This window comes from Micromonospora desertarenae (genome assembly GCF_056150265.1).
This window is the reverse complement of record NZ_JAXCFQ010000001.1, coordinates 211366-231283: the sequence shown is the minus strand read 5'-3', so window position 1 is coordinate 231283 and position 19918 is coordinate 211366. Positions and strand designations below refer to the sequence as shown.

Annotated in this window: 22 protein-coding genes; 21 read left to right on the top strand and 1 reads right to left on the bottom strand. The window is 75.1% G+C overall.

The genetic code is table 11. The features are described 5' to 3' along the window. The first annotated feature begins 10 nt into the window (after positions 1–10). The 16 genes from murC to SM577_RS00980 all read left to right on the top strand — a co-directional run bounded on the left by murC (position 11) and on the right by SM577_RS00980 (position 15193). Positions 11–1501 (top strand): UDP-N-acetylmuramate--L-alanine ligase, encoded by a 1491-nt coding sequence (gene murC / locus SM577_RS01055; protein WP_474586077.1) that lies wholly within the window; start codon positions 11–13, stop codon positions 1499–1501. After that, positions 1498–2316, top strand: coding sequence for a cell division protein FtsQ/DivIB (locus SM577_RS01050; protein WP_302921603.1), 819 nt, complete (start codon positions 1498–1500; stop codon positions 2314–2316). Before murC ends, SM577_RS01050 begins: the two co-directional genes overlap by 4 nt. 268 nt (positions 2317–2584) lie before the next feature. Beyond that, entirely contained in the window at positions 2585–3700 is a 1116-nt protein-coding gene (gene ftsZ / locus SM577_RS01045; RefSeq protein WP_302921604.1) for a cell division protein FtsZ, read from the top strand. A gap of 249 nt (positions 3701–3949) precedes the next feature. Further along, a complete protein-coding gene (locus SM577_RS01040; RefSeq protein ID WP_302921605.1) occupies positions 3950–4696 on the top strand; it encodes a YggS family pyridoxal phosphate-dependent enzyme in 747 nt (248 codons plus the stop codon). A 192-nt stretch (positions 4697–4888) separates the two neighbouring features. Then, positions 4889–5575: a cell division protein SepF gene (locus tag SM577_RS01035; protein ID WP_302921606.1), complete on the top strand. Its 687-nt coding sequence runs from the start codon at positions 4889–4891 to the stop codon at positions 5573–5575. A gap of 29 nt (positions 5576–5604) precedes the next feature. Continuing rightward, entirely contained in the window at positions 5605–5910 is a 306-nt protein-coding gene (locus tag SM577_RS01030) for a YggT family protein (protein WP_088992770.1), read from the top strand. Positions 5911–5954: 44 nt separating this feature from the next. Then, the gene (locus tag SM577_RS01025; RefSeq protein ID WP_167178519.1) at positions 5955–6755 is read left to right on the top strand and encodes a DivIVA domain-containing protein; all 801 of its coding nucleotides are present in this window, start codon (positions 5955–5957) and stop codon (positions 6753–6755) included. Between the two features lie 72 nt (positions 6756–6827). Next, positions 6828–7451 (top strand): hypothetical protein, encoded by a 624-nt coding sequence (locus tag SM577_RS01020; protein WP_474586076.1) that lies wholly within the window; start codon positions 6828–6830, stop codon positions 7449–7451. Positions 7452–7462: 11 nt separating this feature from the next. Continuing rightward, positions 7463–7762 (top strand): DUF167 domain-containing protein, encoded by a 300-nt coding sequence (locus SM577_RS01015; RefSeq protein WP_302921609.1) that lies wholly within the window; start codon positions 7463–7465, stop codon positions 7760–7762. A 22-nt stretch (positions 7763–7784) separates the two neighbouring features. Beyond that, positions 7785–9287, top strand: coding sequence for a potassium/proton antiporter (locus tag SM577_RS01010; RefSeq protein ID WP_474581265.1), 1503 nt, complete (start codon positions 7785–7787; stop codon positions 9285–9287). Between the two features lie 222 nt (positions 9288–9509). Then, complete coding sequence (locus tag SM577_RS01005; RefSeq protein ID WP_088992775.1) at positions 9510–9929, top strand: TraR/DksA family transcriptional regulator; 420 nt, start codon at positions 9510–9512, stop codon at positions 9927–9929. 61 nt (positions 9930–9990) lie between these two features. Beyond that, on the top strand, positions 9991–10614 hold the full coding sequence (gene lspA, locus SM577_RS01000; RefSeq protein WP_302921611.1) for a signal peptidase II: 624 nt from the start codon (positions 9991–9993) through the stop codon (positions 10612–10614). After that, positions 10611–11555, top strand: coding sequence for an RluA family pseudouridine synthase (locus tag SM577_RS00995; protein ID WP_109899121.1), 945 nt, complete (start codon positions 10611–10613; stop codon positions 11553–11555). Before lspA ends, SM577_RS00995 begins: the two co-directional genes overlap by 4 nt. Before the next feature lie 43 nt (positions 11556–11598). Further along, entirely contained in the window at positions 11599–12606 is a 1008-nt protein-coding gene (locus SM577_RS00990) for a hypothetical protein (protein ID WP_302921612.1), read from the top strand. Between the two features lie 101 nt (positions 12607–12707). Continuing rightward, a complete protein-coding gene (locus SM577_RS00985) occupies positions 12708–14156 on the top strand; it encodes a MinD/ParA family ATP-binding protein (protein WP_302921613.1) in 1449 nt (482 codons plus the stop codon). 56 nt (positions 14157–14212) lie between these two features. Continuing rightward, a complete protein-coding gene (locus SM577_RS00980; RefSeq protein WP_474586075.1) occupies positions 14213–15193 on the top strand; it encodes a DUF2567 domain-containing protein in 981 nt (326 codons plus the stop codon). Here the strand turns inward: SM577_RS00980 and SM577_RS00975 are convergent. Continuing rightward, complete coding sequence (locus tag SM577_RS00975) at positions 15108–15812, bottom strand: LON peptidase substrate-binding domain-containing protein (protein ID WP_302921614.1); 705 nt, start codon at positions 15810–15812, stop codon at positions 15108–15110. The genes SM577_RS00980 and SM577_RS00975 overlap by 86 nt on opposite strands. A 107-nt stretch (positions 15813–15919) precedes the next feature. Here SM577_RS00975 and hisD point away from each other — a divergent pair, with 107 nt between their 5' ends. From hisD to hisH, 5 genes are all read left to right on the top strand, one after another. Beyond that, a complete protein-coding gene (hisD, locus tag SM577_RS00970; RefSeq protein ID WP_474586074.1) occupies positions 15920–17242 on the top strand; it encodes a histidinol dehydrogenase in 1323 nt (440 codons plus the stop codon). Positions 17243–17264: 22 nt separating this feature from the next. Further along, a complete protein-coding gene (locus SM577_RS00965) occupies positions 17265–18335 on the top strand; it encodes a histidinol-phosphate transaminase (protein ID WP_302921616.1) in 1071 nt (356 codons plus the stop codon). A 35-nt stretch (positions 18336–18370) separates the two neighbouring features. After that, a complete protein-coding gene (gene hisB, locus SM577_RS00960) occupies positions 18371–18982 on the top strand; it encodes an imidazoleglycerol-phosphate dehydratase HisB (RefSeq protein WP_302921617.1) in 612 nt (203 codons plus the stop codon). A gap of 112 nt (positions 18983–19094) precedes the next feature. Continuing rightward, positions 19095–19268, top strand: coding sequence for a hypothetical protein (locus SM577_RS00955; RefSeq protein WP_302921618.1), 174 nt, complete (start codon positions 19095–19097; stop codon positions 19266–19268). After that, positions 19265–19897 (top strand): imidazole glycerol phosphate synthase subunit HisH, encoded by a 633-nt coding sequence (gene hisH / locus SM577_RS00950; protein WP_302921619.1) that lies wholly within the window; start codon positions 19265–19267, stop codon positions 19895–19897. Before SM577_RS00955 ends, hisH begins: the two co-directional genes overlap by 4 nt. The last annotated feature ends 21 nt before the right edge of the window (positions 19898–19918 follow it).

Here is a 19918-nt window from a genome sequence, read left to right as displayed (position 1 = left end):
GGCAGCTGTCATGAACACCGCGCAGTTCACCCCGGCCGGCACGCTCACCGCGGAGGACCTGGGCACCATCCACCTGATCGGGGTCGGTGGCGTCGGCATGAGCGGGCTGGCCCGGCTCTTCCTCACCCGGGGCATCCCGCTCTCCGGCAGCGAGCTGCGCGAGTGGCCCTCGCTGGCCGGCCTGCGCGCGCTCGGCGGCACCATCCACATGACCCACGAGGCGAGCAACCTCGACGGCGTGGACACGGTTGTCTACTCGTCGGCCATCCCGCAGGACCACCTGGAACTGGTGGAGGCGCGCCGGCGCGGGTTGCGGGTGCTGCACCGCTCGGAGGCGCTCGCGGCGGCGATGACCGGCCGGCGCACGGTGGCGGTCGCCGGCACCCACGGCAAGACCACCACCACCTCGATGGTCACCATGGTGCTCCAGCAGGCCGGGACGGACCCGTCCTTCGTGATCGGCGGGGAGATCTCCGAGGTCGGCTCCGGCGCGCACCACGGCACCGGCGAGTACTTCGTGGTGGAGGCGGACGAGAGCGACCGGTCCTTCCTCATCTACCGCCCGTACGTCTCGATCATCACCAACGTCGAGGCGGACCACCTGAACACCTACGGCGACCTGGCCAACCTGGAGGCGACCTTCGCCGAGTTCGCCCGGCTCACCGACCCGGACGGGTTCATCATCACCTGCGCCGACGACCCGGGCGGGCGGCGGCTGGCCGAGACGCTGCGCGCCGAGGGGCGCCGGGTGCACACCTACGGCGAGGCGGCCGACGCCGACCTGCGGCTGACCGAGATGGCCTCGTCGGCCCGGGGCGTGCGCTACCTCGCCGGCATCGACGGGCGGTCGCTGGGCGAGTTCCGGCTGCCGGTGCCGGGCCGGCACATGGGGCTGAACAGCGCCTCCGCGGTGCTGGCCGCGTACCTGCTGGAGCTGCCGCTGGAGGCGGCGGAGGCCGCGCTGGCGGTCTTCCCCGGCGTGCGGCGGCGCTTCGAGCGCAAGGGCGTCGCGGACGACGTGCTGGTCTACGACGAGTACGCCTACCACCCCACCTCGATGACGCTGGCGTTGCGGACGCTGCGCGAGGTGGCCGGCGACGGCCGGCTGATCGTGGTGTTCCAGCCCTACCGGCTCTACCGCACCCGCGACCTCCAGGCGGAGATCGCCGAGGCGCTGGCCATCGCCGACGAGCTGGTGCTGCTGGAGGTCTTCGGCCCCGGCGAGCTGCGCCAGCCGGGGGAGGGGTCGGCGGCGCTGATCGAGGCGGTGCCGCTGCCGGCGGAGCGGAAGGTCTTCGTCGACTCCTGGGAGGCGGCGCCGGCGGAGGTGGCCCGCCGGGCCCGGCCGGGTGACGTGGTGGTGACCATGGGCGCCCCGCCGATCTCGCTGATGGGCGACCAGTTGTTGGCGGAGTTGGCGGCGCGGCGCGGTGGCCCGGCCGTGGACACCCCGCCGATCGGCGGGGTGGTCCCGGACGGCACGGCGCCGACGGCGGGATGAGTCCCGGCCCGGCCCGGGGACGGACCAGCGGCGCGGACGGTGGCGCCGGCCGGCGCGGTCCGGTCCGGCGCTGGCAGCTGGTCCGGGCCGGCAGTGACGCGGTGCCCGCGTCCACCCGCCGGTTCATGGCCCGGGCGCGGCGGCGGCGGATGCGCGCGGCGCTGCCCTGGGCGGTGGCCGCGGGCGTGCTGGCGCTGGCCGGGCTGGTCGCCTGGACGCTGCTCGGCACCGGGCTGTTCGGGGTGCGCGAGGTCCGCGTCGAAGGCGCCGACCTGGTGACCCCGGTGGAGGTACGCGACGCCGCCGGGGTGCCCGACGACGCCCCGCTGGCCACCGTGGACCTGGCCGCCGTGGCGCGGCGGATCGGCGCGCTGCCGCCGGTGGAGCGGGTGACCGTGTCCCGGGACTGGCCGGACGCGCTGGTGGTCCGGGTGACCGAACGCACCGGCGTGGCGGTGGTGCCGCGGGGCGAGGAGTTCCTGGTGGTCGACGCGGCCGGGGTGGTGTTCCGGACGCTGCCGCGACGCCCGGCGCAGCTGCCCCTGGTCCGGGTCGCCGATCCCGGGCCGGCCGACCCGGGCACCCGGGCCGCGCTGGACGTGCTCGCCGCGCTCACCCCGCAGTTGCGCGCCCAACTGGTGGACGTGACCGTGGAGAGCCTGGCCCGGATCAACCTGCGGCTGCGCGACGACCGGACGGTCGTCTGGGGGGACGCCACCCGGGGCGCGGACAAGGCCCGGGTGGCCACCTCGCTGCTGGGTCGCAAAGCCGACACCATCGACGTCAGCGCGCCGGACGTGGTGACCTTCCGGTGAGCCGCCGGTCAGCGTGGCGGGCGGGCCGGTCCGCCCGACGTGACCCGTTCCGCTCCGGGCGGCGACACGCCGGGCAGGTCCTTGGCTCATCGCGCGGGGGCGCTTACGTTGCCCCGAAGAGGATCAGTGGTTGACATAACTGTAAGCCTCTAGTAGAGGGTGAGGGTTCACCCCTGACCCTCCACTGAGGACAGCTGTCGTCGACCGTTGGTCTGGCCACGCCGTACCGGGTCGGGGCGAAGCCAATCTCGAAGGGAAAGGACCGGAGATGACACCTCCGCACAACTACCTGGCGGTCATCAAGGTCGTCGGCATCGGGGGTGGCGGCGTCAACGCCGTCAACCGGATGATCGAGGTTGGGCTCAAGGGCGTCGAGTTCATCGCGATCAACACCGACGCGCAGGCGCTGCTGATGAGCGACGCCGACGTCAAGCTGGACGTCGGCCGCGAGCTGACCCGCGGCCTGGGCGCCGGGGCGAACCCGGACGTCGGCAAGAACGCCGCCGAGGACCACCGGGACGAGATCGAGGAGGTGCTCAAGGGCGCCGACATGGTCTTCGTGACCTGCGGCGAGGGCGGCGGCACCGGCACCGGCGGGGCGCCCGTGGTGGCGAACATCGCCCGCAAGCTCGGCGCGCTGACCATCGGTGTGGTGACCCGGCCGTTCTCCTTCGAGGGCAAGCGCCGCCAGGTGCAGGCCGAGGCCGGCATCGACGAGCTGCGCAACCAGTGCGACACGCTGATCGTCATCCCGAACGACCGGCTGCTCGCGCTCGGTGACCGCAACATCAGCATGATGGACGCCTTCCGCACCGCCGACCAGGTGCTGCTCTCCGGTGTCCAGGGCATCACCGACCTGATCACCACCCCGGGTCTGATCAACCTGGACTTCGCCGACGTCAAGAGCGTGATGAGCGGGGCGGGCAGCGCGCTGATGGGCATCGGCAGCGCCCGGGGCGAGAACCGCGCGGTCGAGGCGGCCGAGGCGGCCATCTCCAGCCCGTTGCTGGAGCAGAGCATGGACGGCGCGCGCGGCGTGCTGCTCTCCATCGCGGGCGGCTCCGACCTGGGCCTGTTCGAGATCAACGACGCGGCTCAGCTGGTCACCGACGCGGCCCACCCGGACGCCAACATCATCTTCGGCGCGGTGATCGACGACGCGCTCGGCGACGAGGTGCGGGTCACCGTCATCGCGGCCGGGTTCGACGGCGGTGCGCCGGCGTACAAGGCGGCCGAGCCGGCCCGCAAGACCAACCAGAACCAGCCCGCGCAGCAGAGCGCCCCGGTCTCGCCGCCGGCCACCATGCCGGCGCCGCCGCAGTCGCCGCGCCGGGTGCTCTTCGACGACGTCGACGTGCCCGACTTCCTCAAGAACGGGTCCTGAGCCGGGTCCATGAGCGAGCGCAGCGAGCGAATCATCAAGCTCGGCGCGAGGGTGTCTCGTGCCGGCGCGCAGCGCAGCGGAGTGCCGGCATGAGCGAGCGCAGCGAGCGAATCATCAAGCTCGGCGCGAGGGTGTCTCGTGCCGGCACGCAGCGCAGCGGAGTGCCGGCATGAGCGAGCGCAGCGAGCGAATCATCAAGCTCGGCGCGAGGGTGCCTCGTGCCGGCACGCAGCGCAGCGGAGTGCCGGCATGAGCGACGGCAACGCCTCGGTGCGCCCCGACCGGCGCGCCGAACTCGCGGCCGGCCTGGCTCGGGTGCGGGCCAGGATCGCCGACGCCTGCGCCGCCGCGGGGCGGGACCGGGCCGAGATCACGATGATCGCGGTGACCAAGACGTACCCGGCCGGCGACGTGGTCGCGCTGGCCGGGCTCGGCGTCACCGACGTGGGGGAGAACCGGGACCAGGAGGCGGCGCCCAAGGCCGTCGAGGTGGCCGCCGCCGGGGTGACCCCGCGCTGGCACTTCGTCGGCCGGTTGCAGCGCAACAAGGCGCGCTCGGTGGTCCGGTACGCCGACGCGGTGCACTCGGTGGACAGCGTCCGGCTGGCCCGGGCGCTGGACGCGGCGTCGGCGGCCGGCCGGGACCGGCCGCTGGGCGTGCTGGTCCAGGTCAGCATCGACGGCGACGCGGCCCGGGGCGGCGCGCTGCCCGGCTCGGCCGACCCGGACGTCGGGCTCGACCGGGTGGCCGAGGCGGTCGCCGGCGCCGACGCGCTGCGGCTGACCGGCCTGATGGCGGTGGCGCCGCTGGGCTGGGAACCGGAGCGGGCGTTCGCCCGGTTGGCCGAGCTGGCCGCCGCGTTCCGGTCGGTCCATCCGGGAGCCACCGCGTTGTCGGCCGGAATGAGTGGCGACCTGGAAGTCGCGATCGGATACGGCGCGACACATGTCCGCGTGGGTAGCGCGTTGCTCGGAATGCGCCCCACGCTGCGGTAGCCTGACCGCGGAAGAAGCAAATTACATCGGTGTTGTTTCGGGAACGGCTTTCCTTTGCCGGGGGTCGTGACACGCGACGCGAATCGCGTGCCAGGGGATTGCCGTTCCGGTCCGGTGGGCAGGAATGTTCCACTCGCGACAAGGCGACACGGCACGGGGGCGTGTGCCGCACGGCGGACGGAAGGGCGCGGGATGGGTGCACTGCGCAAGGCGGGGGTCTGGCTCGGTCTGGTCGAGGAGGACGACGAGCGGGCCTACGACGACGGTGGCTACGACAAGGGTGGCTACCGCGAATCGCGCTACCGGCAGAGCCGGTACGCCGAGGAGTTCGCCGACGACGACGAGGACGACGCCGAGGAGCCGCCGGCGCCGCGGCCCCGGTCGAGCGACCGTGGCCGGCTCGCCGAGCGGTCCGGCGGGCGGGCCGGCGACACCGAGCGCGCCGAGGCCGAGCGGCCGGAGCGGTCCAGCGTACGGTCGATCACCCGGTCGACGGCGGGCGAGCCCTCCGGGGCGCTGACCTACCACACCCGGGACAACCTCGCGCTGGCGCCGCAGGTGCAGCCCCGGGAGCGGGCCGTGGTGGCCGAGGAGGAGCAGCGGTACCAGATCACCACGCTGCACCCGACCACCTACCGCGAGGCGCGCACCATCGGCGAGCACTTCCGCGACGGCGTTCCCGTGATCATCAACCTCACCGAGATGGACGAGGCGGATGCCCGCCGTCTGGTGGACTTCGCCGCCGGGCTGGCCTTCGGCCTGCGCGGTACGATCGAGCGCGTGACCAACCGGGTGTTCCTGCTCTCACCGGCCAACGTCCAGGTCACCGCGGAGGACAAGGCCAAGATCGCTGAGGGTGGCTTTTTCAGTCTGAGTTGACCCCGGCCAACCGAGGGACGTCGCCTGTCGTGTTGTCGATCCTGTTGCAGGTCCTGTACCTGATCGTCTATGTCTTCCTGCTCCTTCTTCTGTCCCGGTTTGTCCTGAGCGCCGTGCTCCAGTACGGCCGCCGGTGGCAGCCGGGGCGTGGGGCATCGGCGGGACTGGAATCCGTGTGGAGCGTCACTGATCCCCCTCTCAGCGCGTTGAGGCGTGTGATCCCTCCGCTGCGAATTGGTACCGTGAGCATCGACCTGGCCTCCCTTGTGCTCCTGGTTATCCTGTTCGTGCTGATGAGGTTTGTGTTAGAGCCGGCGATCATCAGGACCGCCTGATGACCGACGCGCTATCGCGGCCGCAACTGACCCGAGGAGTTTCGATGCCGCTGACCCCGGCCGACGTGCACAACGTCGCCTTCAAGAAGCCGCCGATTGGCAAGCGGGGCTATGACGAGGAGGAGGTCGACGCCTTCCTGGACGAGGTCGAGCGCGAGCTCGCCCGTCTCATCGAGGAGAACAACGAGCTGCGCGCCCAGGTGGAGCGCGGCGGCCGTGGCGGCGCTCCGGCGGGCCCCGGCGGCGACGCCCGACTCGCGGCGGAGCTCAACGACGTCAAGGCCCAGCTCGACCGGGTGCAGCGCGACAAGGCGGCGGCCGAGCAGGCCGCCCGGGCGATGCAGGCGGAGCTGGAGCAGGTGCGCGCGGCCGGTGGGCCGGCGGCCGTCGGCGACGGCGAGCAGCAGGCGCTGCGGGTGCTGATGATGGCCCAGCGGACGGCCGACGACCACGTCTCGGACGCCCGTCGCGAGGCCGACCAGCTGCTCTCCGAGGCCCGCTCGAAGGCCGAGGAGGTCACCCGTGAGGCGCGCGCCAAGGCCGACGCGCTCGAGCGGGACGCCCGGCAGCGGCACCAGGAGGCCATGGGCGGCCTGGACGCCAAGCGCACCGCGCTGCAGAAGCACATCGAGGAGCTGAAGCAGTTCGAGCGGGAGTACCGCACCCGCCTCAAGGCATACCTGGAGAGCCAGCTGCGCGACCTCGACGGTCGTGGCCAGGGCCTGGAGGCCGAGCTGACCCGCACCGAGGGCAACCGGGCCGCCGGTGGCAACGGTCTGGCCGCGGCGGGTCTCGCCGGCTCCTACGGCGGCGGTCGCTCCGGCGCGCTGGAAGCCGGTCGCTGACACCGGTCGGCGACCGCCCCTGACGGCGGTCGCCGGCCTCGCTCATCGGTACGGACGCGGCGGGGGTGAGCCGTGATAGTCGCCAGTCTCCTGCTCATCCTCGTCGCGGTGGTGCTGCTGGTGCTGGGCCTGGCCGGTGGCTCCAGCCTGCTCCTGATCATCTCCATCGCGGCCAGCCTGTTGGCCGCCGTCGCACTGGTCGCCGGTGCCCGCCAGGCGGCCGCCGACCGGGCGACGGCCCACCGGGACGGGTCCGCGCAGCGGGTGCGGACGGGCACCCGTCCGACCACCCCGGCCGGGTCCGCGTACGGGCCGCCGGCGGGGGAGCCGGACATCCCCGTCCAGCACGTTCCTCCGACGGTCGACGCCGGCGGTGCCGGGTGGCGGCAACCACCCGAGCCGCCGGTGACCGAGCCCGACCCGCCGGCGACGCCGGGCGTCGGGCCGGTCGTGGCGTACGACGACGAACCGGCCGCCCAGCAGCTCACCCCGGACCAGGCCGCCCGGTTGGCCGAGCTGACCACCGCGGTGCGGGTGGTCGACGGCCGGCCGCGCTACCACCTGGCCGGCTGCGCGCACCTGGTCGGGCGCGCGTCCGAGCCGCTGCCCGTGGCCGAGGCGGTCGAACTCGGTTTCTCCCCGTGCGCCCACTGCGCGCCGGCCACCGCACTGCTCGCCGACGCGCACCGGATCTGACCCGGCGGCCCATGGACGACACGCTCACCGTCGCGGTGCGGGTGAAGCCCGGCTCCGCCCGGGCCCGGGTCGGCGGCCGCTTCGACGGGCCGCACGGCCCCGCGCTGGTGATCGCGGTGCACGCGCCCGCGGTCGACGGCCGGGCCACCGAGGCCGCCCGCCGCGCCCTGGCGCAGGCGCTCGGCGTCCGCCCGGCGGTGGTCTCGCTGCGCGCCGGCGCGGCCAGCCGGGACAAGCTCTTCCTGATCGAGCGCCCCGATCCGGGGCTGACCGAGCGGCTCGGACAGCTGCGCGACGGGACTGCCGGGTGAGCGACGCCCGGGGCAGGCGACAGTGACCCCCGGGCTGGACGTCGCGCTCCTGCTGGGGGCGGCCGTCCTGCTGGTCGCGGTCGGTGCGGTCCGGCTCTCCACCCGGCTCGGGGTGCCGAGCCTGCTGGTCTACCTGGCGCTCGGCGTGGGCATCGGCGAGGCCGGGCTGGGCATCCGCTTCGACGACGCCGAGCTGACCCGGACGCTCGGTTTCTGCGCGCTCATCGTGATCATCGCCGAGGGCGGCCTCTCCGCCCGGTGGAGCACGCTGCGTCCGGTGCTCGGGCTGGCCGCGGCGCTGTCCACGGTGGGCGTGGTGGTCAGCATCCTGGTCGTCGGGCTGGCCGTACACCTGCTGCTCGGGCTGGACTGGCGGCTCGCGCTGCTCTACGGCGCGGTGCTCTCCTCCACCGACGCGGCGGCGGTCTTCGCCACCCTGCGCCGGCTGCGGCTGCCACCCCGGCTGGTGGCCACCCTGGAGGCCGAGTCCGGGATGAACGACGCCCCGGTGGTGCTGCTGGTGGTGCTGCTCTCCCGGGAGGCCGGCGCCGCCCACCCCTGGTGGTACGAGGTCGGCCTGGTCGGCTACGAGCTGGCCGTCGGCGCGCTGGTGGGGTTCGCGGCCGGGTTCGGCGGGCGGTGGGCGCTGCGCCGGGCCGCGCTGCCCTCGGCGGGGCTCTATCCGATCGCGGCGGTCGGGTTGACAGTGCTCGCGTACGCGGCCGGCGCGGTGCTGCACGCCTCCGGCTTCCTCGCCGTCTACGTCGCCGGGGTGCTGCTGGGCAACGCCCGGCTGCCGCACCGGCAGGCGATCCTCGGCTTCGCCGACGGGCTGGCCTGGCTGGCCCAGATCGGGCTCTTCGTGCTGCTCGGCCTGCTGGCCACGCCGAGCCGGCTGGACGCGGCGGTGCTGCCGGCGGTGGTCGCCGGGTTGGCGCTGGTGCTGCTGGCCCGGCCGCTGTCGGTGGCGGCGTCCGCGCTGCCGTTCCGGTTCGGCCTGCGCGAGCAGGCGTTCCTGTCCTGGGCGGGGCTGCGCGGGGCGGTGCCGATCGTGCTGGCCACCATCCCGCTGTCGGAGCGGGTGCCGGGCGCGGACCGGCTCTTCGACGCGGTCTTCGTGCTGGTGGTGATCTTCACGCTGTTGCAGACCGGGACCCTGGCCCCGGTCGCCCGCTGGTTGCGGGTGACCGCGCCGGCCGAGGCGACCGAGATCCTGGTGGAGACCGCGCCGCTGGAGCGGATGCGGGCCGACCTGCTCCAGTTGGAGGTGCCGCCGGGGTCGCGGTTGGCCGGGGTGCACATCGACGAGCTGCGGCTGCCGCTGGGGGCCGCGGTGACGCTGGTGCTGCGCGACGGGGTGGGCTTCGTGCCCGGGCTGGACTTCCGCCTCAAGACCGGCGACAGCCTGTTGATCGTGGCCACCCACGGGGTGCGCGACGAGACGGAGCGGCGGCTGCGGGCGGTCAGCCGGCGGGGTCGGTTGGCCCGCTGGTTTGGCGAGTACGGCGAGGATCGTGACGGTTGATCTGCTAGCGTTCCCTTTGTCCCGATACCGCATGACTCGGGGCTGAAAAGCGGAGCGTCGGTGCGGCACGTTGTCGGACGCCTGTACGTTCCGTATTCTTGCCAACCTCCGGAGTGCGCGGCCCCGTCGCCGCGCGCCCGTTTTGTACCTGGGGGCGCCAATGCCGGCGACCCCCGTCCAGGCGCCGCGGACCGCCGCGGTTCCGCGGCCGAGGGAGCGACGATGGCGAAGCCAGCCGAGACCAGGACCGCCGGCCGCAAGCCGGTGGCCAAGGCCACCCGCAGCGCGGCGGAGACCGAGAAGATCCGGGCGGCCCTGGCGGCGCGGCGTGACGAGTTGCGCGCCGAGTACGATCAGACGCTGAGCGAGATCACCGAGCTGCAGCGCGACCGCCTGACCGACTCGGCCGGGGACGACCAGGCCGACACCGGCACCAAGACGTTCGAGCGGGAGCAGGAGATCTCCCTCGCCAACAGCATCCTGGAACGGATCACGCAGGTCGAGCGCGCGCTGGAGCGGCTCGACGAGGGTGGTTACGGCTGGTGCGAGCGGTGCGGCAACCCGATCCCGGTGGAGCGGCTCGCCGCCTTCCCGTCGGCCACCCTCTGCGTGACCTGCAAGCAGCTGGAGGAGCGGCGCTGAGACCCGCTCCCCGGCGGCGCCGGAGACGGTGAGCGATCACCGCCGACTCGATGGGGAGCAGATGACCGCAGCACCGTCCGCCGGACCCGGCAGCGCCGAGCCGGGCGGCCGCCGGCTCCGACCCCGGGCCGTGGCGCTGCTCGGCGCCGTCGCGCTGGTCGCTCTGGTGGCCGACGTGCTCACCAAGCACTGGGCCCTGGCCGCCCTGACCGACCGCGAGCCGGTCCGGCTGCTCGGTGGGGCCGTCTACCTGAGCCTGGTCCGCAACAGCGGTGCCGCCTGGAGCATCGGCTCCGGCCACACCTGGGTCTTCCCGCTGATCACCATCGGCGTGATCGGCTGGATCATCTTCATGGCGTCGCGGCTGCGCTCGACCCCCTGGGCGGTCTCGCTCGGCCTGGTGCTCGGCGGGGCGCTCGGCAACCTGATGGACCGGATCTTCCGGGCCCCCGCCCCGTTCCACGGCCACGTGGTCGACATGGTCAGCGTCTTCGGGCCGTACGGCGAGTACTTCCCGGTGTTCAACGTGGCCGACAGTTCCCTGGTCTGCGGCGTGGTGCTGGCCGTCCTGCTGGAACTCACCGGCCGCCAGCGCGACGGCGGGCGGGTGGGCCGCGACGGCCGGCCGGTCGACCCGGCCGGCGACCCGGCGACGGCCGGCGCCGAGCAGCGGGAGCGGGCATGACCTCGGCGTTCGCCGCCGGCGGCGACCACCGCTCGCTGCCCGTCCCGGACGGCCTCGACGGGATGCGGCTGGACCAGGCGGTGTCCCGGCTCTTCGGGCTCTCCCGCACCGCCGCCGCGGCCCTGGTCGACGCCGGGGACGCGCTGGTCGACGGCGTGCGGCGGCCCAACTCGCACAAGGTCAAGGCCGGCTCGTGGCTGGAGGTGACGCTGCCCGCGCCGGCCGCGCCGCCGACCGTGGTGCCGCAGGCGGTGCCCGGGCTGCGGGTGGTCTACGCCGACGACGACATCGTGGTGGTGGACAAGCCGGTCGGCGTCGCCGCCCACCCGAGCCCCGGCTGGACCGGCCCGACCGTGATCGGCGGGCTGGCCGCGATCGGTCACCGCATCTCCACCAGCGGCGCCGCCGAGCGGCAGGGCGTGGTGCACCGGCTCGACGTGGGCACCACCGGGATCATGGTGGTGGCCAAGAGCGAGCAGGCGTACAGCGCGTTGAAGCGGGCCTTCAAGTACCGCGAGGTGGACAAGCGCTACCACGCGGTGGTGCAGGGCCACCTGGACCCGCTGCGCGGCACCATCGACGCCCCGATCGACCGGCACCCCACCCACGACTACCGCTGGGCGGTGGTCTCCGGCGGCAAGCCCAGCATCACCCACTACGACACGGTCGAGGCGTTCCCGGCGGCGAGCCTGGTCGACGTGCGGCTGGAGACCGGGCGTACGCACCAGATCCGGGTGCACTTCTCCACCCTGCGCCACCCGTGTGTGGGCGACCTCACCTACGGCGCGGACCCCACCCTCTCGGCCCGGCTCGGCCTGGCCAGACAGTGGCTGCACGCCCGCGCCTTGAGCTTCCTGCACCCCCGAACGGGGGACGAGGTCAGCTTCGTCAGCGACTACCCTGACGACCTGGAGCGCGCGCTCGAGATCCTCCGCGACTGAGCGGCGCCCGCCCGAGAACGATCCGACGAGGGGACCTCCACCCGTGCGCGCCGGCGATCTGCTGCGGCAGTTGGACCAACGGCTGCTGCCGCGGCTGGCCACGGCGGTGGCCCGGCTCGGCCACGGCCCGGCCCGGCCGCGCCTGCTGCCGTCGGTGGCGCTGCTGTCCTGCGCGGCGGTGCTGCTCACCGCGGTCTGGGCCACCGACGACCAGCCGGTCGGTGACCGGACCGTCGGCGAGGTGACCCGGGTCGGGGTGGCCAACGGCGAGTCCATCCCGGGCTACCTGCGGGCCGCCACGGCCGACCTGGCCACCCTGCCGAGCGCCGCCGCGACGCCGGGCGACGGCACGTACGCCCTGGTGTCGCTCTCGACCTACCTGACCCCGCAGCGGCTGGCGGCGCTGGTCGGGGACGTGTCGGTCGCCGAGGTCTTCGGGCGGGTGCCGCTGCCCGACCGGCAGACGGAGATCGTCCGCATCCCGGCCCAGCGGCTGCCCGACGACGTGGTCGGCGCGATGGCCGACGTCGCCGCCCGCAAGGACCGGGAGGCGGCCGACTACCGCGCCCGGGCCGCCGGCGCCGCCGACCCCGAGCTGCGCCAGGTGTACGCCAGCGGCGCCGAGGTGGCGGCGGCGGAGGCGGCCGCGTACCGGTCGGGGTGCGCCTGCGTCTACGCGGCGGTGGTCCGCGCCGAACCGGCCGCGCTGCGCGGGGTGGCCGCCCGGCCCGACGTCCGGGTCGTCGACCCGGCCCCCGAGGTGCGCCGGCTGGACCGGACCGTCTTCACCCCGCCGCTGCCCGAACAGCGGGACGTGGCCCGCCCGCCAGCCGACGCCGGCCTCGCCTCGCCGGCCCCGACCGGCGCGCCCGAGCAGGGCAGCCGCGGCCCGGCCGCCGCGCCGTCGCCGGGCGATTCGTCCGAACCCGCACCGCCGGTGACGGATCCGACCCGGGCGCCGTCGCCGCCCGCGCCCCCGGTGACCCGGTCGGCCACCCCGCCGACCTCGGTCGATGCGACGGAGGGTAGTCCCACGGCATCGTCACCGTGACAATCGGGTACGGGGGGAAGGTGCGCGGACGGGTGTGGTCCGCATAGGGTTTGGTTCGTAGCCTGTCAGGCGGAGTTCGACGGCGCTGGGGAGGGCGAGCCTTGGACGGCAGCGAGACCGGCTGGGGTCGGCCGGCCGAACCAGCACCGCGGTGGCGGGCGCTGCTCGACCGCGCCCGCCACGCCGGCCGGGGCGCCGAGCAACCGGAGCCCGAGCGGCGGGTCGACGAGCCGCTGCCGCCGCCCGGGCCGCTGTCCCCGCCCGAGGCCCTGCCCCGCCGCCCGGCCGGCAACGGCTACTCCGGGTCGGCGCGGCCGGTGAACCATCCCGGCGAGCGGTCGTACGGGACGGATCCCGGTTACCGGGCGGAGGCGACCTACCGGGTGGACCCGGCGTACCGGGCGGAGCCGGCGTACCGGCCCGAGCCGGGGTACCCGGGCGAGCCCGGCTACCGGGTGCCGGAGCCACGCCGGCCCGAACCGCCGGAGTCCCGCCGGCCCGAGCCGCCGGAGCCGCGCCGGCCCGAGCCGCCGGAATCCCGGTACGCGCTGCTGGACAACGGCTACCGGCCCGAACCGCCGCCGCTGGAGTCCCGCTACGCGCTGCTCCAACGGGGGGCCTACCGCCCCGATCCGGGCTACCCGCCGCCGGCGCCCGCACCCCCGCCCGCACCCGCCCCGCCCGTGACCGCCGACCGGGGCTATCCGGCGCGGGTCGAGTGGCGGCCGCAGAGCGCCGAGTCCGAGCTGGAGCGGGCCGCCGGGGTGCTCCGCCGTGACCTGGGCACCCCGCGGGTGCTCGCGTTCGCCAACCCCAAGGGCGGCGTGCACAAGACCACCGCCACCGTGCTCGCCGCGGCCACCGTCGGCAGCGTCCGCGGCCGGGGCGTGCTCGCCTGGGACGACAACGAGCTGCGCGGCACGCTCGGCCTGCGCGCCGGCAGCGCCCGGCACGCCCGGACCATCCGGCACCTGGTCACCGACCTCGCCCAGATCGAGATCCGGGAGGGCAACGACCTGCTGGAGAGCCTCGACGACTACCTGCGGCACGCCTCCGACGGCTCCTACGACGTGCTGGCCGGCGAGGAGAGCCCGCGGTTCGCCCAGCGGCTCGACCAGTTCACCGTCCGGCGGGTGCTGGAGCTGCTGCGGCGTACCCACGAGGTGGTCTGTGTGGACACCGGCAACAACGTGGAGAGCGACAACTGGCGCACCGTGATGCAGGCCGCCGACCAGCTGGTGGTCACCACCGTGCCCCGGGAGGACGCCGCGTTCAGCGCCGACTGGATGCTCGACCTGCTGCACGAGGTCGGCATGGGGGAGCTGGCCGAGAACGCGGTGACGCTGATCTCCTGCCCCACGCCGGGCCGATCGCCGTTGCAGGACGACCTGGAGAAGCACTTCGCCAGCCGCACCCGGGCGGTCGCCGTGGTCCCGTACGACCCGGCGCTGGAGACCGGTTCCTCGATCGAGTACCACCAGCTCCAGCCGGAGACCCGGCAGGCGTGGCTGCGGGCCGCGGCGGTGATGCTGGAGCCGTTCGCCCGGTGAGCGGGTCTGTCGCCACCGGCGACCCGGCGCGCCGCCCGGCCTGAGAGGATCACCGGGTGAGCCCGGACACCCCCGACCGCGACCGGCCCGGCACCCGCCACGACGAGGCGGCCCCGACCACACCGACCGACGCCGGCCCGCCGCCCGCCGCCCCGGCGCACCCGGCCACCGACCGGCCCGTCCCCGCCGGCGGGCCGGAGCAGCCGGCCGCCGGTGCGGACCGGCCGCGGTACGTCGACGGCGTCGACCCGGACGGGCCGCGAGCGCCGGAGCCCGCCGGTGCGGACCGGCCGCGGTACGTGGACTCCGGCGAGGCGGCGGAGGTGTGGCAGGCGGAGCCGGGCGGGGCGCCGCGGGTGTGGCCGGCCGGCGGGCAGCCGGACGAGGCGGAGCTGCCGCGCCGCCGGGCGCTCCGGCTCGGCGCGCTCGCCGCCGGCGCGCTGGCCCTGCTCGGGGTGCCGCTCGGGCTGCTCTGGGCGGCGCTCGCGCCGGACACCCCGGTGGTCAAGGCGCCCGACGGCGCCGTCTACGCCCAGCCGCAGCCCGAGCAGCCGATCGCCGCCGACGGCTGGTTCAGCCTGCTGGGGCTCGGCTTCGGGGTGCTCGCCGCGATCGCGCTCTGGGTGCTGCTGCGCCGGCTGCGGGGGCCGGTCGGCCTCTTCGCCGCCACCCTCGGCGCGTTCGGCGCCGCGCTGGTCGCCTGGCAGGTCGGGCGCCGGATCGGGCTGGCCACGTTCCAGCGGCTGCTGGAGACCGCGCCGGACGGGCGGGCCTTCACCAAGCCGGCCGACCTGCGGGCCGGGGGCGTCGACCTGGTCCTCGGCGTGCTGCCGGTGCCGCACGGCAACCTGCTGCTGCCCGCGTTCGGCGCCGCGGTGACGTACACCCTGCTGGCCGGCTGGTCCCGGTGGCCGTCGTTGCGCCCGGAGCCGGAGCTCGGCGCGGCCGGGCTCAGTTCGGTGTCGGTGGTGAGGCCAGCTCCGCCAGCGGCACCGGAACCGCCCGCACCTGGCGCAGCAGAGCCGCCTCGCGATTGAGCAGGCGCAGCTCGGCGCGGAGCCGGGCCGCGGTGTCGTCGATGGCCAGCAGCCGCTGCCGGTCGGCCACGGTCAGCGCGGCCGTCGCGGCCACCAGGTGCGACAGCACGGTCGGGTCCTCCGGCAGCTGCTCGGAGATCTCCTCCGGGTCGGCGCGGACCAGGCCCAGGTACTGCCGGAAGACCGCGATCACCCGGGCGGCGAGCAGTTCGGCGGTCTCGTCCGGGCCGCCCGGCTCGGGCAGCCACTCCACCTCGGCGGTGAGGTAGGGCGCGGAGCGGGCGTCGACGTCGGCGATCCGGAACCGGCGCTTGCCGACGGTGACGATGTCGAAGCCCCCGTCGGCCAGCTCGGTCACCTGGCGCAGCTCGGCGGTGCAGCCGACCTCGTGCAGGGTGACCTCGCCGCCGCCCGGCGTCGGCTTGCCGTCCGGCCCGGTCGGGGCGACCTCCCACCCCTGCCGGATGGCCACCACGCCGAACTCGCGCGGCGCCCCGGCCGGCAGCCCGACCAGGTGCCGCACCAGCGCCCGGTACCGCTCCTCGAAGATGTGCAACGGCAGCACCAGACCGGGAAAGAGCACCGTCCCGAGCGGAAACACCGGCAGCCGCGCAGTCACGCCGTCGAGGGTAGCCCGGCCCCGCCCCGGCGGCGTGTCCCGGCTCACCGTCCCGGCGTACGGGCGGTGCCGGTCGCCGCCGTGGTCGGCCGCCTAGACTCGCAAGGGTGTTGAATCGGATCGACCTGCGTGGCGGCGTGCGCGACCCGCGCCGCCTGCTGCCCCGTGCCCAACTCGACGTGTCGGTGGCCGTCGAGCGGATCCGTCCCCTCGTGGAGGCGGTCCGGGAGCATGGTTACCCGGCGATCCGGGAGGCGAGCGAGCGGTTCGACGGGGTGTCCCCGGAGGTGCTGCGGGTGCCCGCCGAGGCGATCGCCGCGGCGGAGGGCACGCTGGACCCGCAGGTCCGCGCCGCGCTGCTGGAGTCGATCACCCGGGCCCGCAAGGTGCACGCCGACCAGCGCCGCACCGACCACACCACCCAGGTGGTGCCGGGCGGCACCGTGACCGAGCGCTGGGTGCCGGTCGACCGGGTCGGCCTCTACGTCCCCGGCGGCCTGGCGATGTACCCGTCGACAGTGGTGATGAACGTGGTGCCGGCCCAGGCGGCCGGGGTCCGCTCGCTGGTGGTGGTCAGCCCGCCGCAGAAGGACAACGGCGGCCTGCCCGACCCGCGGGTGCTCGCCGCCTGCGCGCTGCTCGGCGTCGACGAGGTCTACGCGGTCGGCGGCGCCCAGGCGGTGGCGATGCTGGCCTACGGGGCGGCGGTGGACGCCGCGGGCAGCGCGCACTGCGACCCGGTCGACATGATCACCGGCCCGGGCAACATCTGGGTGACCGCCGCCAAGCGGCTGCTGCGCGGGGTGGTCGGCATCGACGCCGAGGCCGGGCCGACCGAGATCGCCATCCTGGCCGACGACACCGCCGACCCGGCGCACGTCGCGGCCGACCTGATCAGCCAGGCCGAGCACGACCCGCTCGCGGCGAGCGTGCTGGTCACCCCGTCGGTCGAGCTGGTCGAGGCGGTCGAGCGTGAGCTGGCCCGGCAGGTGCCGGCGACCAAGCACGCCGAGCGGGTCAGCACCGCGCTCACCGGCGAGCAGAGCGGCGTGGTGCTGGTCGACGACCTCGGCGCCGGCCTGCGGGTGGTGGACGCGTACGCGGCGGAGCACCTGGAGATCCAGACCCGGGACGCCCGGGAGTGGGCGCTGCGGGTGCGCAACGCCGGGGCGATCTTCGTCGGCGCCTGGTCGCCGGTGTCGCTGGGTGACTACTGCGCCGGCTCCAACCACGTGCTGCCCACCGGCGGCTGTGCCCGGCACTCCTCCGGGCTGTCGGTGCAGTCCTTCCTGCGCGGCATCCACCTGGTCGAGTACTCCCGGGAGGCGCTGCGCGAGGTGGCCCCGCACGTGGTCACCCTGGCCGGCGTGGAGGACCTGCCCGCGCACGGGCAGGCGGTCAGCGTGCGCTTCCCGGGGTCCGGGTCGTGAGCCGGCGGAGCGGGGTGACGGCGTGACCAGTCTCGACGACCTGCCGATCCGGGACGACCTGCGCGGGCTGAGCCCGTACGGGGCGCCCCAGCTCGACGTGCCGGTGCGGCTGAACACCAACGAGAACTCCTACCCGGTGCCCGAGCCGGTGGTGGAGGCGATCGGCAAGGCGCTCGCGGCCGAGCTGCGCGACCTCAACCGCTACCCGGACCGGGACGCGGTGGCGCTCCGCGCCGACCTGGCCGGCTACCTCGGCCACGGGCTCACCGTCGAGCAGGTGTGGGCGGCCAACGGCTCCAACGAGATCCAGCAGCAGCTGCTCCAGGCGTTCGGCGGTCCCGGCCGGACGGCGCTGGGCTTCACCCCGGCGTACTCGATGCACCCGCTGCTGGCGCTGGGCACCGGCACCCGGTGGGTGCCGGCCCGCCGCGGGGTCGACTTCGGCCTGACCGCCGACGAGGCGGTGGCCCAGGTCCGCGAGCACGCCCCGGACGTGGTCTTCCTCTGCTCGCCGAACAACCCCACCGGCACCGCCCTCGACCCGGCGGTGGTCGCCGCCGTGCTCGACGCGGCCCCCGGCATGGTGATCGTCGACGAGGCGTACGCCGAGTTCGCCCGGCCGGGCACGGTGAGCGCGCTCGCCGTGCTGCCGGGGCACCCGCGGCTGGTGGTGACCCGGACGATGAGCAAGGCGTTCGGGTTCGCCGGCGGCCGGCTGGGCTACCTCGCCGCCGACCCGGCGGTGGTGGCGGCGGTGCAACTGGTCCGGCTGCCGTACCACCTCTCGGCGCTCACCCAGGCCGCCGCCCGGGCGGCGCTGGCCCACCGGGACGCCCTGCTCGGCACGGTCGCCGCGATCATGGCGCAGCGCGACCGGATCGTCGCCGAGCTGCGCGGCCGGGGCCTGCGGGTCGCCGACAGCGACGCCAACTTCGTGCTCTTCTCCGTCGGCGGCGACCAGAGCGTGGCCTGGCGGGCCCTGCTGGAGCAGGGCGTGCTGGTCCGCGACGTGGGGCTGGCCGGCTGGCTGCGGGTCACCGCCGGCACCCCCGCCGAGACCGATGCCTTCCTCACCGCCATGGACAAGCTGTAGATGGGCGCGCAAGCCCCGCGACCGAGAGGCGAGCAATGAGCCGGACCGCCCGGGTGGAGCGGATCACCAAGGAGACGAAGGTCCTCGTCGAGATCGACCTCGACGGCACGGGCCGGGCCGAGATCAGCACCGGGGTCGGCTTCTACGACCACATGCTGCACCAGATCGCCCGGCACGGCGGCTTCGACCTGACCGTGCGCACGGTGGGCGACCTGGAGATCGACGCGCACCACACCATGGAGGACACCGCGCTCGCCCTGGGCACCGCGTTCGACCAGGCGCTGGGCGACAAGGCCGGCATCCGGCGGTACGGCTCGGCCACCGTGCCGATGGACGAGGTGCTGGTCCGGGCGGCGGTCGACCTGTCCGGCCGACCGTACGTGGTGCACGACGAGCCGGCGCTGGCCCCGTACATCGGCCCGGTCTACCCGACCAGCATGACCCGGCACATCTGGGAGTCCTTCGGCCAGTCGGCCCGGATCACCCTGCACGTCGACGTGCTGCGGGCGGCCCGGCCGGGCGGCCACCCGGACGCGCACCACGTGGTCGAGGCCCAGTTCAAGGCGGTCTCCCGGGCGCTGCGCGAGGCCACCTCGATCGACCCGCGCGCGGCCGGCGCGATCCCCAGCACGAAGGGGGCGCTGTGAGCGCGAGGAACGCAGCGCAGCGGAGTCCCGCAGTCGCGAACGAAGCAAGCGCTGTGAGCGCGAGGAACGCAGCGCGGCGGAGTCCCGCAGTCGCGAACGGAAGGCGGAGCTGATGGGGGCGGTACTGCCGATCCTGCTGCTGGCCCTGGCCGGCGTGCTGCTGGGCGGGGTCATCTCGCTGCACCGGCAGGGCGCGCCGCGCGGCGCGGTGGTGATCACCGCGCTGCTCGCCGTACTGGCCACCGCGGGTGGGGTGCTCTGGCTGCTGCCGGAGGTGGGGGCATGAGCGACGTCGTGGTGCTGGACTACGGGTCGGGCAACCTGCGCTCGGCCGAGCGGGCGCTGGTCGCGGCCGGTGCGACGGTGCGGGTGACCGACGACCTGACCGCCGCCGCCGAGGCGGACGGCCTGGTGGTGCCGGGCGTCGGCGCCTTCGCGGCCTGCATGGCCGGGATCGAGGCCCTCGGCGCCGGGCCGGTGATCGCCGAGCGGGTCGCCGCGGGCCGTCCGGTGCTGGGCATCTGCGTCGGCATGCAGGTGCTCTTCGAGCACGGCGACGAGCACGGCGTGGTGACCAAGGGGCTCGGCCTGCTGCCCGGCGGGGTGACCAGGCTGCCCGCCGCCCGGTTGCCGCACATGGGCTGGAACACCGTGCAGGCGCCGGCCGGCTCGGCGCTCTTCGCCGGGCTGCCCGCCGACAGCCGGTTCTACTTCGTCCACTCGTACGCGGTCGGCGATCCGGGCGCGCTGGCCGCGGCGGGCGCCACCGTCACCACCGCCCACCACGGGGTGGACTTCGTCGCGGCGGTGGAGCGGGGCGCGCTGTCGGCCGCCCAGTTCCACCCGGAGAAGTCCGCCGACACCGGTGCCGCGCTGCTGCGCAACTGGCTCGGCACGCTGGGCACCGGTGGCTGAGCCGGTCCGCCGCCCGGCCGG